The sequence below is a fragment of the Janthinobacterium sp. SUN176 genome (assembly GCF_030587335.1).
GTDB classification, from domain to species: domain Bacteria; phylum Pseudomonadota; class Gammaproteobacteria; order Burkholderiales; family Burkholderiaceae_D; genus Janthinobacterium; species Janthinobacterium kumbetense.
This window is the reverse complement of sequence record NZ_JAPWIA010000001.1, coordinates 324,228-341,088: the sequence shown is the minus strand read 5'-3', so window position 1 is coordinate 341,088 and position 16,861 is coordinate 324,228. Positions and strand designations below refer to the sequence as shown.

The following is a 16,861-nucleotide window of genomic DNA, read 5'->3' as shown; positions in this document are numbered from 1 at the left end:
TCCTCAGACTGCCTGGATGCGCGTGGTTTCCACCACGTTGCGCATATAACCCATGGGATTCCACAGGGCTTTCATGGGCTGGCTCTGGCCAATGCGGTTGACTGCGCGCACCATCAGCACATGCTTGCCCTTGCGCGGCGCCTTCATGACCATCGTCCATTCGCGGAACGAAAAGCGCCCCAGGTCCTTGCCCAGCCTGGCTTCTTGCCAGCTCTGGCCGCCATCCACCGAGACGGTCACCTCGCTGATGCCCTGGCCGCTGTCAAACGCGATGCCGCGCAGGGCCAGGTCGCGTCCCGCCTTCACTTGCGCGCCATCTTGCACGCTGGTAATGAAGGAGCGCACGTTGAGGCGGCTGATCGGCGTCGTCTTGCCCACGGGCGCGCCCGGCTCGATGAAGCCGGAGCCGTTGTCGGGGATACGGTAGCCCGTGCTCATCCAGAAACCGTCGAATGGCTTGTCGAGCACGGTGATGTCGCTCAAGTGCTTGACCCAGTAAGTGCCGTAATAGCCTGGCACAATCAGGCGCAGCGGATAGCCGTTGAGGAAAGGAATGTCTTCGCCATTCATGGCCCAGGCCAGCATGACGTCGCCCGCCATGATGTGCTCGACGGACAAGGCTTTCTGAAAGTCGGGACCATCGCCCACTGGCGGCGCTTCCAGGCCATTGAAGGCGACTTGCACGGCGCTGGCCGCGATACCGGCCTTTTCCAGCACGGTTTTCAGGGGGATACCCGTCCAGCGGGCATTGCCCATGGCGCCATTGCCCAGCTGTCCGCCATTCGCACGGGGGGCAAAAAAGCCGCGGCTGTTGCCAGAACATTGCGTCACGGCCACCACGTCGACGGGCTCGGCCAGCTGCTTCAGTTCCGCCAGCGACAGTTCCAAGGGCGTCTTGACGAGGCCGGCGATGCGCAGGCGGTAGCTGTCGCCGTCTATGCTGGTAGGCAAGCCGCTCCAGTGATAACGCACGAAAAATGCATCATTGGGCGTGATCGCGCCTTCATTGAACACGCCGAACGGCGTTTCCAGCTGGGGCGGACGGCTGGTCAGCAGAATCAGCGGGCGCTTTTGCGGGAAGGCCACCAGTTCGCGTTCACCGTTTTCAAACGGCAAGGTGACGGAAGCGGCCAAGGCTGACCCAGGCCCCGCCACTGCGGCGGCGCCCAGGGCGGCCGTCGTGCGCAGGAAGCGGCGCCGGCCTGCGGGCAACAAGGTCGTGTCAGACATGTTTGAGCTCCACTTTGGTGTCGGCCGCCTCACCGCCGTTGCGGTCATCGTTGACCAGTTTCTTGATGTAGTACATGACGCTCAGGATGACCACGCTCAGCAGGCCGAACCAGAACGACACGCGCTGCTCCGTATCGGACGACACGCTCATGGCGCCCAGGATCACCAGCATGGCGATGATGGTGAAATACGTCAGGTAAGGAAACAGCCACATGCGCACCTTGATGCGTTCCGGGCATTCGCGTTCCAGGCGGCGACGCAGACGCAATTGAGATATCGCAATGAGCAGGTACACAAACAGGATCAGGATGCCGTAAGAGTTGACGATGAAGGGGAACACGAGGTCGGCCGACACATACGAGACGGCAATGGCGAAGTAGGCAAACAAGGTGCTGAACAGGATGGCGCGGATCGGCACGCCGTTCTTGCTCAGCTTAACCAGGCCTGTGGGCGCATCGCCGCGGCGCGTCAGCGCAAAGATCATGCGCGACGAGGCGTACAGGCTGGAATTCAAGGCCGACAGCACGGCCGTCAAAATGATGGCATTCATGATGTGGGCCGCGTACGGGATGTTCATGACGGTCAGGGCGCTGACGAAAGGCGTGGCGATGGCCGGCGAATCCCAGGGCACGATGCAAACGACGACAAACATGGAGCCCACATAGAACATCAGCACGCGCGTGATGACGGAATTGGTGGCGCGGGCGATGGCCTTGGCCGGGTCCGACGTTTCGGCGGCGGCGATGGTGACGATTTCGGCGCCCGAATAAAAGGCCGTGGCGGCGACGGCGCCGCTGAGCACGGGGCCCCAGCCATGCGGCATGAAGCCGCCGTTGCTGGTCAAAAAGCCCAGGGTCGGGATGCTGTTAGGCAAGCTTCCCGTGATGAACAAGGCGCCGACAAACAGGAAGACGATGATGGCGACCACCTTGATCGAGGCGAACCAGAACTCGAATTCGCCAAACGCCTTCACGGAGAACAGGTTCAGGATGGTCATCGACACGAGCAGCACGAGGCTGATCGACCACGACGGCACGTCGGGCAGCCAGAAGTTGACCAATTTCGCACCGGCAATGGCTTCCAGGGCCACGACGACGACCCAGAAATACCAGTACATCCAGCCGCTCATGAAGCCGAGGAATTTCGACACTTTCGGCTTGTCGTCGAAGGCCAGGCGCGCATATTCGTAAAAGGAGCCGACCACGGGCAGGGACGAGGCCAGCTCGCCCAGCATGCGCATGATCAGGACGACGAGGCCGCCCGTGAGCAGGAAGGAAAGGATGGCGGCCGGGCCGGCGGCCTTGGCGATGACGCCGCTGCCGACAAAGAGGCCGGCGCCGATCACGCCGCCGATGGCGATCATGCTCATGTGGCGTTGCTTGAGCGAGTGCTGCAAGCCGGTACTGTTATGCGATTCGCTAATCATGTTTTGTCTCCTGAAAATCTCTGAAGCTCGGTGCGCCCTGCCTGCTGCGGCTTGTTCTTGCCGCGCGGCTTTGTTTTATTTAGGCAACACCGTCAAGCAGCATCGATACATCGTGTGAATCAGTCTGGTTGGCCGCATTCCATAAGTCAATCTGGAAATGCAGCGGCCCGGCGCGGCGCCCAAGGGGCAAGCGCGCTGGAGGGTAAGTACGGCTTATTGCGGATTAAAAAAAGGGAGCGGCGGCAACACTTGTGGCGTGCACGCCACTCCCGGGAACGTCTTACACCTTGCCCTTCCATGGCACGAGGGTACGTTCGAGGTAACGCATCATCAAATCAAACAGGAAAGCGAAGAAGCCGATCACGATGATGCCCATGATCACCACGTCGCTGGCGAGGAACTCGGAGGCGCTCAGCACCATGTAGCCGAGGCCCCGCGTGGCCGCCACCATCTCGCCCGCCACCAGGGTGGTCCAGCCCACGCCGATGCCGATACGCATGCCGGTGAGGATTTCCGGTATCGCCGCCCGCAGGATCACGTGCACGATCACCTGGAAACGCGTGGCGCCCATCGAGTAGGCCGCGTGGATTTGCTCCAGCGACACGGAGCTGACGCCGGCGCGGGCCGCGATCGCCATCGGCGCGAAGATGGCCAGGAAGATCAGGTAGACCTTCGAGAATTCGCCGATGCCGAACCAGATGATGACCAGTGGCAAGTACGCGAGCGGCGGCAATGGACGGTAGAACTCGATCAAGGGATCGAAGATGCCCCGCGCCACGCGGTTGACGCCCATCATCACGCCGACGGGAATGGCAAACAGGCAAGCCAGGCCAAAGGCGCCGAACACGCGCACCAGGCTGGCGACCGTGTGTTCCCACAGGGTGGCGCCGCCGAAGCCGGTGGTGGCCGCCATGATGAATTTTTCATACACGGCTTGCGGCGAAGGTAAAAACAAGGGTTTCACCATGCCGCTGGCCGTCACGCCAAACCACAGCAGGAGCACGGCTATGACGGTGACGGTGGCGATGCGGCTGGAATTGCCCTGCCCCGGCGCGCCGAACGCTTCGCCGGGCATGGCGCAGCGGGGGGCGAACAGGCGGCCGAAGAAGCCGGCGCGCTTGGCGGTGGTGGGAGGAAATCCCACGACGGATGGGCTATGCATGGGACACCTCCAGCTCTTTATTGACGGCGCGCTCGTCGCCATAAATGATGTTGAGCACCGTTTCGCGCATCTTGATGAAGTCCGGGCTTGATTTCACGGCGCGCGCATCGCGGCACTCGAGGAAGCGCTTGTTGAAATCGAGTTCATACGTGTGCGTGATGCGGCCCGGACGGGGCGACATGACGATCAGCCGGTTCGCCAGGAACAGCGCCTCGTCGACGCTGTGGGTAATGAAGAAGAACATGGTGCTGGACTTGGCCCAGATATCGAGCAGCAACTCCTGGATGGTTTCGCGGGTCAGCGCGTCGAGCGCCGCCATCGGTTCATCCATCAACAGCATGGCGGGATTGCTGGTCAGGGCCCGGGCGATGCCCACCCTTTGCTGCATGCCGCCCGACAATTGATAAATCATATTGTCGTGAAAGTCCTTCAAGCCGACGAGCGCCAGGTTTTTCGCCGCCTGTTCGCGCCGCACGGCTTTCGGCACGCCTTGCAGCTTCAAGCCGAATTCCACGTTTTCCATCACGTTCAGCCACGGCAGCAAGGCATGTTTCTGGAATACGACGCCACGGTCGGCGCCCGGCCCTTCCACTTTATTGTCGCCGAGCATGATCTCGCCCTTGGACGGGGCGATAAAGCCTGCCATCAGGCTCAGCAAGGTAGTCTTGCCGCAGCCCGAGGCGCCCAGCGCGACGACGAAGTCGCCGCTGTTAATCGTCAGATTGATATTGTTTAAGGCATGTACGCGTTCACCGGCCGTCTTGCCCGGATAAATCACGCTGACATCCTTGACGTAGAGATTTTCCATCGTGTGCCCCGCATAGGTGTAGTCACTTCAGTTCAACGCATTCTGTTCAGTCAGCGCGCCCGCAAGCGCGCCATCGCACAACGTTTACTTCAGCAGGCCGGCGGCCTGTGCATACTTGGGTGTCACATATTTGGCGTAATCGCTTGCCAGGGTATCGATCTTGCCTTCGCCCTTCAAAAATTGCGCCGTGGCCAGCAAGGCTTGCGCCACGCCGCCCTTCGCGCCGCCACCGAGCCAGGCCGGCGACGCCTGTTCCTGCAGCGATGGGTAGGCGTACAGGGCCACGGAAGCGGCCACGTCCTTGGCGGCCGCGCCCGAATGCTTGACGTTGGCCTTTACTTGCGGGGAATCGATGGTCCACGCCTTCGGATTGGCGCGGTAGTCGGCGTCGGCAGCGGCCATCACCTTGACGAACTTGGCCATGAAGTCCGCGTTCGCTTCGCCCCAGGCGCGCTCGACGGCCATGCCGTCAAACGTGGCCTTGCCCTTCTTGCTCAGTTCGCCGGAAGTGACGAGCACCTTGCCGTTTTGCTTGAGTTTGCTCAAGGCCGGGTCCCACACGAAGGCGGCGTCGATGTCGCCCCGCTCCCAGGCGGCGGCGATCTGGTTCGGCTGCATGTTCAGCAATTTCACTTCCGTAGGCTTGATGCCCCACGTTTCCAGCGCGAACATGGTGTGGAAATGCGTGGTGGAAACGAATGGCACGGCGATCTTCTTGCCGCGCAAGTCCGTCGGCTTGCTGATGCCGGCGCCGTTGCGCGCCACCATCGCTTCGGCTTCGTTGATGTCGTCGATGATCCAGAACAGCTGCAAGTCGACGCCGCGGCTGACGGCCGCCGTCAATGGGCTCGAACCGATGACGCCGATCTGCACGTCGCCGGACGCCATGCCGGTGGCCACCTTGGCGCCCGAGTCGAACTTGCGCCAGTTGATTTTATAGCCGGTGGTTTTTTCCACTTCGCCGCTGGCGATGGCCACCAGGAAGGGACCGTTGATTTCCTGATAGGCAATCGTCACTTCCTTGCCTTGCGCGAAGGCGGAGCCGCTGGAAGCCAGGGCGACACCCAGCACCAGGGTGCCGAGGACGGCGCGGCGCATCGTTGAAAATACCGTGTTTTTGCTCGTGTATGTGTTCATGTCTCACTCCAAGTTATTGTTATGTGTGAACGTGCGGGCAATCTCATCCCTTGCGGGAGGCGCCGTTGGTTGCTCTATGTCAACTCATACGGCGGCTTAGTACGGCTACTGCTATTGCTATTTAAAACACTTCATCCTTCAAGTGATACCAGCGGTACAGGAAGCGCTGGCCCAGGCGGCGGAACGGGGCGAACGCTTGCGACTCGACCAGTTCCATCATGTTCGGATACGGCAATTTCGAATTGAAGATCGGCAAGCCCGTGTCGCTGGCCTTGCCCGCGATGCGCTCGGCCATGCGCCGGCCCGCCTGCGCCGAGTACATGACGCCGTTGCCGCCGTAACCGAGCGAATAAAAGATCGATTGCTTCGGGTCCGGTTGCACGATGCGCGGCATCATGTCGTGGCTGACGTCGACCCAGCCCCACCACGAGTAATCGATGCCGATGCCCTTCAGCGCGGGGAACTTGCGGTGCAGATCGTTGATCAAAAACTGTTTGTATTTGTCGTCCGGCGCGTCGGCGCCCGTGATGGCGCTGCGGCTGCCGATCTGTACGCGGTTGTCCGGCATCAAGCGGTAGTAGTGGCGCAAGATGCGCGTATCCGTGATCACCTGATGGGTGCGGAAGTTGCACGCCTCGATTTCCGCCGGGGTCAACGGGCGCGTGACGAGCGAGTTCGACAGAATCGGCAGCAAGCGGTTCTTCACTTGCGGATGCAGGTGGGGCGAGGTGTAGCCGCCCGTGGCCACGGCCACGGAACGGGCACGCACCACGCCGCCCGGCGTTTGCAGATAATGCACGCCGTTGCGCGTTTCCCAGCCCATCACGGGGCTGGACGGATGCACCTTGGCGCCCAGCGCGCGCGCCTTGCGCAGGTAGCCGAACGCCAGCTTGCCCGCATGGATGCCGATGCCTTCCGGCTCGTGCAGCGCGCCGGCCGCTTCCTTGTCGTCGACGTACTCGCGCTTGACGGTGTCGGCGTCGAGGATGCGGGCGTCGTACTTGAAGATCTCGCGCATGACCTTGGCTTCTTTTTCCAGCGCGGGCATGGCTTTCGCCTTGTGGGCGATGTACAGGTGGCCGCCCGGCTGCGGGTCGCAATCGATGTCGGCCGTGATCTTCTTGAACGTCTGCATCGCGTCGCACACTTCCGCGTGCAGTTTCAGGGCCGTGTCCAGGCCATAACGGTCTATCCACTGCGAGCGCTTCAGGCGGCCCGTCGTGCACTGGGCCTGGCCGCCATTGCGCGTGCTGCAGCCCCAGCTGACCCGGTTCGCTTCCAGCACGGTGGCCTTGATGCCGTGTTCCTGTGCCAAAAAGATGGCGCAGGACAGGCCGGTAAAACCCGAGCCGATGATGGCCACGTCGACGTCGATGTCATGCGTGATGGGGCCGTCGTCGGCGGGCGGCTCGCCGGCCGTGCCGATCCAGTAGGTGGGCGCGTAGGCATTGCCGTGGCCGGGGCGCTGGGCCACCAGCGGATCGAAGGCGGGGTCGTAGGGCGTGCGGGCGGCGGTGCTGTTGTTGCCCATTACGCCAGGAGGGGTGTCGACAGGTTTGTTCATGGTCATTCCTGGTGAACGTGCTGGCTCAGACTGTGACGACGGGTGGGCGATCCTTGCGGAAAGCATTCTTGACTGCGATCTTGCCGTCGCGGAAGGTGAAGATATCGACCATGCGCGCTTCGATGCGCGTGCCGTCCGCCTTGGTGCCGGCAAAGGTCGACTCCGTCACGCCGCGCTCGCCGCTGACGAAATGCACGGGGTTGAGCCAGGCCGCGTCGGGGAAGGTTTGCCAGGCCAGCTCGAAGCCGGCGCGCACGGCGTCGCGGCCGATGAAGCTCTTGCCCAGAAGCTCAGGACCGGCGACGGCGTGGAATTCGCAATCGTCGGCCATGGCGGCCATCAGGGCGTCGATATCGTGGCGGTTCCAGGCATCGCCGAACGCTTGCAGGAAGTCCGTGGTGACGGCGTCAGTGTGCGGTACAGGGTGGTTCATGGTTGTCTCCGTAAATCGTTTTTGATACGCTACGTTCCGTTTTTTTGTCTTTTATTGAATTTAAGCCTTAAGCATGGCCTTGTCAAATCAAATAATTCAAAAAACGGGACGCCTTGTATTCTTTAATGAAATTATGATGTTTTCGTGACAATCTGTGAGAATTTGGTCACAGCCCATTCCCACAGGCTGGCTCACTTAATTAAACATAGTCCTTGTACTTGTCCAGGTGGCGGATCGGCTTGCTCAGCGCATCGCGGCGGAACGGGTCGCCCAGCTCGCGTGTGCACATGATTTCGATGATGGTGGTCTTGCCCTCATTCATCTGCATGTCGATGGCCTTTTTCAGGGCCGGGCCCACGTCTTCCAGCTTGTCGACCGTGATGCCTTCGGCGCCCATGGCCCGCGCAATTTCCGCAAAGCTCTGGTTGTCGAGTTCCCCGGCGACGAAGCGGCGGTTGTAGAAATCCACCTGGTTTTTCTTTTCCGCGCCCCATTGGCGGTTGTGGAACACCACGGCCGTCACGGGAATGTTGTGGCGCACGCACGTCATCGTTTCCATCAAGCTCATGCCCCAGGCGCCGTCGCCCGCATACGACACGGCCGGGCGGTGCGGTGCAGCCACTTTCGCGCCGATGATGGTCGGGAAGGCATAGCCGCAATTGCCAAAGCTCATCGCCGCAAAGAAGCTGCGCGGCTTTTCGAAGCGCAAGTAACTATTGGCCACCGAGTTGATGTTGCCGATGTCGGTCGACACCATCACGTCTTCCGGCATGGCTTTTTCCAGCTCGCGCAAGACCTGGCGCGGGTGCAGGTAATTGCCCGGCTCTTTCTTTTGCTCTTCGATCATGTCCAGGCTGTACGCATCCTTTTCATGGGTCCAGTTCGTCAATTCCTCTTCCCACGCAGCCTTTTCCGCTTGCACGGTGGCATAGCGTGCGTCGCGCGTGGCGTCGCAATCGAGCGTCTTGCCATCCAGCCGGGCAATAATCGCCTTGGCAGCCGCCTTGGCGTCGCCGCAGATGCCCACCGAGATTTTCTTGACCAGCCCCAGCATCTTGTTGTCCGCGTCGATCTGGATGATCTTGGCGTTTTTCGGCCAGTAATCCATACCGTGCTGCGGCAGGGTGCCGAACGGTCCCAGGCGCGAACCGAGGGCCACGACGACGTCGGCCTGGGCGATCAGTTTCATTGCCGCCTTGGAACCCTGGTAGCCAAGCGGGCCGCACCACAGCGGATGGCTGGCGGGGAAGGAATCATTGTGCAGATAGCTGTTGACGACGGGTGCGCCCAGGCGCTCGGCCAGGGCCTTGCACTCTTCGATCGCTTCACCCATGACGACGCCGCCGCCCGAGATGATCACAGGGAACTTGGCTTTGGCCAGCAGTTCGGCCGCATCGTTCAGGCTTTGCTCGCCGCCGGCGCCACGGTCCAGGCGGTTCGGTTTCGGGATTTCCGCCTTGATTTCGCCATAGAAATAGTCACGCGGGATATTCAATTGCGTCGGGCCCATTTCCGACATGGCGCGGTCGAAGCAGCGGCCCGTGAATTCCGCCATGCGGGCAGGATTGGTCACATGGCCTTGATATTTCGTAAATTCTTCGAACATCGGCAACTGGTTCGCTTCCTGGAAGCCGCCCAGGCCCATGCTCATCGTGCCCGTCTCCGGCGTAATGATCACGACGGGGGTGTGCGCCCAGTAGGCGGCGGCGATGGCCGTCACGCAATTGCTGATGCCGGGGCCGTTCTGGCCGATGACGACGCCATGGCGGCCCGAAACGCGGGCATAGCCGTCGGCCATGTGGCCGGCGCCCTGCTCGTGCACGACCGGAATCAATCGGATGCCGGCGGGGGCGAAGATATCCATCGGGTCCATGAAGGCCGAGCCCATGATGCCGAACATGTCGGTCACGCCATTGGCGGCCAGGGTTTCCACGAACGCTTCGGAAGGCGTCATCTTTTGCGGGCCTACAGGTATCGCCGCGGCGGCGGCTTTTTGCTCGGTCATGTCATTCATGGGTGTCTCCTGGTCTGTGGTGATGAAGTGCAGCGAATTATCAAATAATTTATCAAAAATCGGTATATTTTGTTCCGAAATTTGATATACAATTCAATTTAAGCGTTCAGCAATCAAAAGTCAAACAGATTTTCAAGGAAACGGTACAATTTGAGTTCGAAAATGAAATAAGCTGACGTCACACTCAGAGCTACCCAACCGAGGCCACCATGGACATGATTTCATCCCCAAAACTTGAGCCGGAAAAACTGGAAGGCGACACGCCCACGATGCGTTTGTTTGCCTTGCTGGAAGTGATTGCCGAAAAAGACCAGTTGCTGTCGCTGCAAGCGCTGGTGGAAGAAACGGGCTTGCCGAAGCCCACCCTGCACCGCATGCTGCAACAGCTGGAAAGCGTGGGCGTGCTGCAGCGCGAAAGCGATGGCCGCCACTACAGCACGGGCGTGCGCCTGCGCCGCCTCGCATCGAACCTACTGATTAACAACACTTTCCATGGCGCCCGCCGCATGGTCTTGCGCCAGCTGGTCGAGGAAGTGGGCGAAAGCTGCAACCTGACGGCCTTCAGCGGCAGCGAAGTCGTGTACCTGGACCGGGTGGAAACGGCGGCCCCGCTGCGCTTCTACCTGCATCCCGGTTCGCGGGTGCCGGCCCACTGCTCGTCCAGCGGCAAGCTGTTCCTGGCGCAAATGACGCCCGTGCAACGGCGCCGCCTGCTGGGCCACATGGAATTGACGCGCTTTACGGACAAGACGGAAACGGACCCCGTCAAGCTGGAACGCGAACTGGAACTGGTGCGCCGCAACGGCTATGCGCTGGACGACGAGGAATTCCTGCCCGGCCTGCTGTGCGTGGCCGTGCTGGTGCCGAACCCGAACGGCCGCTCGAACCTGGCCGTGGCCATCCAGGCGCCCATCATCCGTTTGACGCACGACAAGGCTTTACATTTCTTGCCAGCATTGCAACGCGCCGCGCAAGCCCTGGCCGCCATCGAATCGGAAACCATGCCGACGACGGGCGGGGACGACGACGCATTGCAGGCAGGTAATTCATAACCCCGTAGCGCCCCCGCTGCGGTTTCACAGGAGAACAAGGTGCCAGATTCACGCCAACATCCCCCCGCCGCAGCGGCGCAAACCTTGCAGTCCGTGCGCAGCCTGTTCCACATCGACAGCGACCTGCACGTGCCCGTCTTCACGGAACGCGACCCGCACGTGCCCGACATCGACCCCGCCTACCGCTTCAACAAGGATGTCACCCTGGCGATCCTGGCCGGCTTTACCCACAACCGCCGCGTGATGGTGCAAGGCTTGCACGGCACGGGCAAGTCCACGCACATCGAGCAGGTGGCGGCGCGCCTGAACTGGCCTTGCGTGCGCGTCAACCTCGACGGCCACATCAGCCGCCTGGACCTGGTCGGCAAGGACGCCATCGTGCTGCGCGAACAGCAGCAAGTGACGGAATTCCAGGAAGGCATCGTGCCCTGGTCGCTGCAGCGCCCCGTGGCCCTGATCTTCGACGAGTACGATGCGGGCCGGCCCGACGTGATGTTCGTCATCCAGCGCATCCTCGAGCGCGACGGCAAGTTCACCCTGCTCGACCAGAACCGGGTCATCACGCCGCATCCCCACTTCCGCTTGTTCGCCACGTCGAATACGGTGGGACTCGGCAACCTGAACGGCATGTACCACGGCACGCAGGTACTCAATCACGCGCAGATCGACCGCTGGAACATCGTTGCCACCCTGAACTATTTGCCGCAGGCGGAAGAAGCCGAGATTGTGCTGGCCAGGGTGCCCGCCATGAACGACGAGGCGGGCCGCCAGCTGGCAGCCGCCATGGTGGCCGTGGCCAGCCTCACGCGCCACGGTTATGCGGCGGGCGACCTGGCGTGCCTGATGTCGCCGCGCACGGTGATTACCTGGGCGGAAAATTGCCAGATCTTCCGCGACCCGGCGCTGGCCTTCCGCTTGTCCTTCCTCAACAAATGCGACGAGGCCGAACGGCCCATGGTGGCCGAGTATTACCAGCGCTGTTTCAATGAGGAATTGCTGGCGAGCCAGGCATGAGTACGGAAGCGACCGCGCCTGCGCCCTACACGCGCGAGCAGCAGGAAACGGACGAGTTGTGCGCGGGCGCCATCCGCGCGCTGAGCGGCGTTGCGTCCATCCGCTACCGGGGCCGGCGCCTGCACGACGGCCACCGCCCCCTGCCCATCCACTCCGCCCATCTGCAGCCCGATGCCGCGCTGCAGGATTTGCCGTCGCTGCGGGGCGCGGCCGACAGCGTGGCCCTGCGCCTGCTGCACACGGATGCGGCCCTGCACAAGTCCTTGTGTCCGGTGGAACCCGTGGCGCGCCTCGTCTTCGAATTGCTGGAACAGCTCAGGGTGGAAACGCTTGCGCCAGATCAACATGCGGGCGTGGCGCACAACCTGCGCCACCGTTTCACGGCCTGGTCGCATGCGTTTTACGATTCCGGCCTGGCCGAAGGCGCGTCGGGCTTGCTGCTGTACACGGTGTTCCAGATGTGCTGGTCGCGCCTGACGGCCCGGCCCGTGCTGGAAAAGACGGAGGATTTCATCGAGGCCACGCGCTGGTCCGTGTCTTCGCAACTGAGCGGCGACCTGGCGGGCTTGCGCCGCCACCGAACGGACCAGGCGGCCTTTGCGCGCCACGCTCTGGCCATCGCCCACGGCGTCGACGCCATGCTGCAAGAGGCGCAGGCGAAGCGCGAAGGCGACCAGGACGAGGCGGGCGACGCCAGGGCGCAGGCGGCCTTCAAGCTGCTGCTCGATTTCGACAGCGACAACGACCACCTGCCCGATGCCGCCCCGCTGGGCGACAGCCGTGCCTTCAGCGATGGCAAGGGCGCCTACAAGGCGTACTCCACGGCTTATGACCGCGAAGAAAAAGCGGGCGAACTGGTGCGCCGCGCCCTGCTGCTCGAGTACCGCGAACGCATGGATGCGCGCATCGCCAGCCTGGGCATCAACACGGCCCGCCTGGCGCGGCGTTTCACGCAACTGCTGGCCGTGCCGCAACGCGACGGCTGGTCGTTCGGCGAGGAAGAGGGTTATATCGACGGGCGCCGCCTGGCTCAGCTGATCAGTTCCCCGTCCGAACGCCGGCTGTTCCGCAAGGAACAATTCCTGCCGCAAGCCGATTGCCTCGTCACCTTCCTCGTCGATTGCTCCGGCTCCATGAAGACGCATGCGGAATCCGTGGCCGTGCTGCTCGACATTCTGCTGCGCGCGCTGGACCAGGCGGGCATCGCCACGGAGTTGCTGGGTTTTACGACGGGCGCGTGGAACGGGGGACGTGTCAAGCGCGACTGGATGCGCGCCCGCTCGCCCGCCCAGCCGGGCCGCTTGAACGAACTGGTGCACATGGTTTTCAAGGATGGCGACACGAGCTGGCGCCGCGCGCGGCCCGACATCGCGGCCCTGCTGAAAGCGGACCTGTACCGCGAAGGCGTCGATGGCGAAGCCGTGGATTGGGCGTGCACGCGCATGCTGGCGCGCCCGGAACGGCGGCGCATCTTGCTCGTCGTATCCGACGGTTGCCCGATGGATACAGCCACGAATCTGGCCAACGACGAGTTTTATCTGGCGCAACATTTAAAACAAGTGGTGGCGCGCCGCGAAGCGCAGGGCGCCGTGGAAATCTGCGGGCTGGGACTGGGCCTGGATCTGGGCGCCTACTACAGCCGCAGCCTGGCCACCACCCTGCCCGCCTCGCTGAACAATGAGCTGTTCAGCGAGATCGCGCAGTTGCTCGGTGGACGCAAAAAGTAGCCGCTATGCCGGCGGAAGCGCCAGCAACTGGCGGCGATGCGCGTGCAGGAAGGCTGGCACGGGCGACGCCTGCCGTCCCGTCAACGCGCGATAATCGTCGCTGACGATGTGCATGGCATCGGTGGCCAGCCAGCGCTCGATGCCTGCCAGCATCTGCGCCATCGGCGCCGGCATGCCGGTGGCGATGAAATGACGCGCCCGTTCCTCCGCATCGAGATTCACGACCTCGACAGGCTTGCCAGACAGTAAGGCGGCCATGGCGGCCAGCGCCGGCGCATCGGGGGCGGCGGGCCCCGTGATGTCCAGGATGCGGCTGCCAGGATAGCCATCCGATAGCGCCGCAGCCGCCGCATGCGCGCAGTCTTCGCGCGCCACGTACGACACATGACCTGTTCCCATGGCCGTTTGCAGCCGGCCATCCACGGCGGCAGTGCCCAGCACCACGAGCAGCAAATCCTGGTAAAACGCGTTGCGCAAGATCGTATGGGCCATGCCGCTGTCCGCCAGCAGCGCTTCCGTGGCCCGGTGATCGTCGTTCAGCAGCGAGCGCTTGCCCTCCTGCGGCTGCAGGAACGAGGTGTAGACGATATGCGCCACGCCCGCCTGGCGCGCCGCCTCGATGGCATGACGGTGCTGTGCCACGCGGCGGCCCGTGCCGTCGAGGGTATTCGTGCTGATCAACAGCAAACGCTCGACGCCGTGGAAGGCGCTAGCCAGGCCTTGCGGCTGGTCAAAGTCGCCGCAGCGCACGCCGACGCCCTGCTGCTGCCACGCCGCGTGGCGCCCTGGCGTGCGGGTGATGGCCGTGAGCGCCATGCCGGGCCGGCCGGCGCGATGCCCGATGAGTTCATTGACGACGAGGGACCCCAGTTGGCCGGAAGCGCCGGCGACGGCGAGATGCATTGTTTTCATGTTCTTTTCCTTGTGGCGCGCGCAGGCGCACCCCGGATGGGGCGGCAACGCGCGACGATGATGTAGGGGAATCAAAGGCGGCCATGCGGCGGCCCGCCCCTTGCGGGGCAAAGCTGCGGCAGGCTTACAGGAAAGAAGGGAAAACAAGTGTCATGCGCCCACCATGGCGCGTGGCGCCCGCCTGGTCAAGCGCTTTCGATGGCGCTTGACGGCGGCAGGGCTAGTCGACGCAGTACCGCACGGCATGCGCTTCCATGGGCAGCGGAATTTCCCAGTTCCACAGCATCGCTTGCAGCTTCTTGTTGCTGAGCGACGTGTCGCGCTGGCCGTTGCGCCGCAGCAGCTCCTTGCGCGGCTGCTCCAGGTACACGAGTTCCACCTGCGCATGGTATTTGTACAGCAGGTTGAGCGTCTTTTCGCGCATCAGTTTGGACAGATGCGTGGCGTTCCACACGAACGGTTCGCCCTTGCGCAGCAGCTCGCGCGCCCGCTCTTCCGCATAGTCGCCCACCTGCCCTTCGTTCTTGCCGTGCTTCAAGCCCAAGGCGATGCGCGCATCGTCGAAGGAGACGACGGGCAGGCGCGGATGGTGCTTCTCCACCCACGTATTCTTGCCCGACGCGGGCAAGCCCGACATGACGATCACGTGCGAGCCCGGCTCCTGGAACAGGGAATAATCGGGGTGCGCCTCGGCGCCGCGAAAGTATTTCACGCGTGTGTGATCGTCGACAAACACCCGGCGCTGGCCATAGCACCCCTCCTCGCGCGCCAGTTCGCGGAACAGCTCGATGGCATCTAAAATGCGCTGCGGATCGGGACAGATCCTGCCGCGGATATCGGCCTCGGCCAGCATGGCCAGCAAGCGGATATCGACTTGCCACGACAGTTCGCGCACGGTGAACTCGGGCGTCACGCCGCGCCGCGATTGTTCCAGCGCAAAGAACGGCACTTGATGGACGTTAATCAGGCGACAGATTTCCTCGCGCACGGCAAACGGCACGTCCCCATCCCACAGGGCGATACGCGCATCGAGGGCGCCCTTGCGCGAGTGGCCGGGCTGGCCGATGGCGCCCGTGACGGGGTCGATCACGGTGGTGCTGCACTTGGCCACGTCGTGCAGCAAGGCGGCCAGGAACACGATTTCCTGCTGCGCCCGCGTCGCTTGCTGGTAATCGGGCATGGCCAGCAGGGATTCCACCACCATCATCGTATGCGTCCACACATCGCCTTCCGCGTGGTACACGGGGTTTTGCGGCGTCGTCTTCGCCAGTTCCAGCTGCGGGAAGGCGGCCAGGCAGGCGTTGAAATCGGGCGACTGGCCCGCCGACGGCACCAGTTGTTGTAACTGTTTCCAGTTCATCTAGTACTCCTTGAAAATATTGCCAGTTCGTCCAGCGACTGGCAGGTGTGCAAGCCCAGGCTCTCCCACGTGACGAGCGGCTGCGGCGCGTACAGGTCGACGCCCTCGGCCAGCAGATTCGGGATCAATGGACGCGTGCTGTGGTGCGAGCCGCTGTCGAGGATGGTTTGCGTAAAGTCATGCCGCACCAGCTTGTAGCGGGCCAGTACCTGCTCGTCGTCTTCCACTTTCAGGTACAGGCCTTCCGCGTGGTCGGACTTGTCCGTCTGCTTCCAGCACAGGTCCAGCGGCAGCCGTTCGCGCGCCACGACGCCTTCGAAAGCGTCGCGCCACAGGCGGGACTTGGCCAGCGAATGGCGCAGCAGCTGCCACAGCTGTTTCGGCGAAGTCGGCATCAATCCCGCATACAGCACGGGCACGGACAGCACGGGCGAGCCGGCCAGCATGGCGTGGCGGCGCGCCGTCGACAAAAACATCTGCGTGCGGCGGCAATACACGTCGAACTCGTTGAAGTAATGGGGCAGCCGGTCATAAAACACGGAATGCTTGCTGTAAGACCATTCGCCAAACAGCACAAATTGATCTTCCAGCAAGTGCAGCAAGGCGTGTTCATGCGCATGCGCCCACGGTTTGAGCAGGTTGAACTGGCGTTCGCTGCCGCCGCCCGCCAGGTAATGGCCGCGCGACTGCAGCAGCACCTCGCCCGCGTCGCTGAACGACACGGCGGAGTTGGCGCCATCGATTTTTTCCTCGATGACGACGTACTGGCCGGCCAGCTTTTTCAGGGGCATCTGGTCGGAACCGTCGTCGCCATCCTGCAGGCGCGAGCCTTCCAGGTGCGGCGTGCGCGGGTATTTGAATAAGGGCAAAGATTGTAAAAACATAGCGTCCCACGCCGCGTTCACCGGGGCGTGTCCATACAGGGTCAGGGGTGCTGACGACGTGTTCGGGCGTGGACGATCGAGACTAGCGTCTCGGATACGTGTGCGGAAGGAGCAAAAACAGTGCCGCAGCAATCGGGG

14 protein-coding genes are annotated in these 16,861 nt (G+C 62.7%); 3 read left to right on the top strand and 11 right to left on the bottom strand.

Going from position 1 to position 16,861, the window contains the following annotated elements:
- Positions 1 to 3 precede the first annotated feature (3 nt).
- The 8 genes from O3299_RS01655 to xsc form a co-directional block, all read right to left on the bottom strand.
- A complete protein-coding gene (locus O3299_RS01655; protein WP_305061353.1) occupies positions 4 to 1,230 on the bottom strand; it encodes a molybdopterin-dependent oxidoreductase in 1,227 nt (408 codons plus the stop codon).
- Entirely contained in the window at positions 1,223 to 2,656 is a 1,434-nt protein-coding gene (locus tag O3299_RS01650) for an amino acid permease (RefSeq protein WP_099664790.1), read from the bottom strand. Before O3299_RS01650 ends, O3299_RS01655 begins: the two co-directional genes overlap by 8 nt.
- 280 nt (positions 2,657 to 2,936) lie before the next feature.
- Positions 2,937 to 3,731 (bottom strand): ABC transporter permease subunit, encoded by a 795-nt coding sequence (locus O3299_RS01645; protein ID WP_058049276.1) that lies wholly within the window; start codon positions 3,729 to 3,731, stop codon positions 2,937 to 2,939.
- 79 nt (positions 3,732 to 3,810) lie between these two features.
- The gene (locus tag O3299_RS01640) at positions 3,811 to 4,626 is read right to left on the bottom strand and encodes a taurine ABC transporter ATP-binding protein (protein ID WP_070219220.1); all 816 of its coding nucleotides are present in this window, start codon (positions 4,624 to 4,626) and stop codon (positions 3,811 to 3,813) included.
- 84 nt (positions 4,627 to 4,710) lie between these two features.
- On the bottom strand, positions 4,711 to 5,763 hold the full coding sequence (gene tauA / locus O3299_RS01635) for a taurine ABC transporter substrate-binding protein (protein WP_305061352.1): 1,053 nt from the start codon (positions 5,761 to 5,763) through the stop codon (positions 4,711 to 4,713).
- 121 nt (positions 5,764 to 5,884) lie between these two features.
- Positions 5,885 to 7,294, bottom strand: a complete 1,410-nt coding sequence (locus O3299_RS01630; RefSeq protein ID WP_305062939.1) for an FAD-binding oxidoreductase — start codon at positions 7,292 to 7,294, stop codon at positions 5,885 to 5,887.
- A gap of 58 nt (positions 7,295 to 7,352) precedes the next feature.
- Positions 7,353 to 7,760, bottom strand: coding sequence for a nuclear transport factor 2 family protein (locus O3299_RS01625; protein WP_289906548.1), 408 nt, complete (start codon positions 7,758 to 7,760; stop codon positions 7,353 to 7,355).
- A gap of 199 nt (positions 7,761 to 7,959) precedes the next feature.
- Positions 7,960 to 9,765: a sulfoacetaldehyde acetyltransferase gene (xsc, locus tag O3299_RS01620; RefSeq protein ID WP_370385295.1), complete on the bottom strand. Its 1,806-nt coding sequence runs from the start codon at positions 9,763 to 9,765 to the stop codon at positions 7,960 to 7,962.
- Between the two features lie 224 nt (positions 9,766 to 9,989).
- Here xsc and O3299_RS01615 point away from each other — a divergent pair, with 224 nt between their 5' ends.
- From O3299_RS01615 to O3299_RS01605, 3 genes are read left to right on the top strand one after another with little or no spacing between them, the layout of a single operon-like run.
- A complete protein-coding gene (locus O3299_RS01615; protein ID WP_369811606.1) occupies positions 9,990 to 10,826 on the top strand; it encodes an IclR family transcriptional regulator in 837 nt (278 codons plus the stop codon).
- Between the two features lie 39 nt (positions 10,827 to 10,865).
- Positions 10,866 to 11,840 (top strand): AAA family ATPase, encoded by a 975-nt coding sequence (locus O3299_RS01610; protein WP_257218678.1) that lies wholly within the window; start codon positions 10,866 to 10,868, stop codon positions 11,838 to 11,840.
- Positions 11,837 to 13,567: a cobalt chelatase gene (locus O3299_RS01605; RefSeq protein WP_305061351.1), complete on the top strand. Its 1,731-nt coding sequence runs from the start codon at positions 11,837 to 11,839 to the stop codon at positions 13,565 to 13,567. Before O3299_RS01610 ends, O3299_RS01605 begins: the two co-directional genes overlap by 4 nt.
- A 3-nt stretch (positions 13,568 to 13,570) precedes the next feature.
- On the opposite strand, the gene O3299_RS01600 is transcribed toward O3299_RS01605, so the two are convergent.
- The 3 genes from O3299_RS01600 to O3299_RS01590 form a co-directional block, all read right to left on the bottom strand.
- A complete protein-coding gene (locus O3299_RS01600; RefSeq protein WP_099664796.1) occupies positions 13,571 to 14,479 on the bottom strand; it encodes an NAD(P)H-binding protein in 909 nt (302 codons plus the stop codon).
- Positions 14,480 to 14,699: 220 nt separating this feature from the next.
- On the bottom strand, positions 14,700 to 15,839 hold the full coding sequence (locus O3299_RS01595; protein WP_305061350.1) for an AAA family ATPase: 1,140 nt from the start codon (positions 15,837 to 15,839) through the stop codon (positions 14,700 to 14,702).
- Positions 15,836 to 16,723 (bottom strand): RNA ligase family protein, encoded by an 888-nt coding sequence (locus O3299_RS01590; RefSeq protein WP_305061349.1) that lies wholly within the window; start codon positions 16,721 to 16,723, stop codon positions 15,836 to 15,838. Before O3299_RS01590 ends, O3299_RS01595 begins: the two co-directional genes overlap by 4 nt.
- Between the last annotated feature and the right edge of the window lie 138 nt (positions 16,724 to 16,861).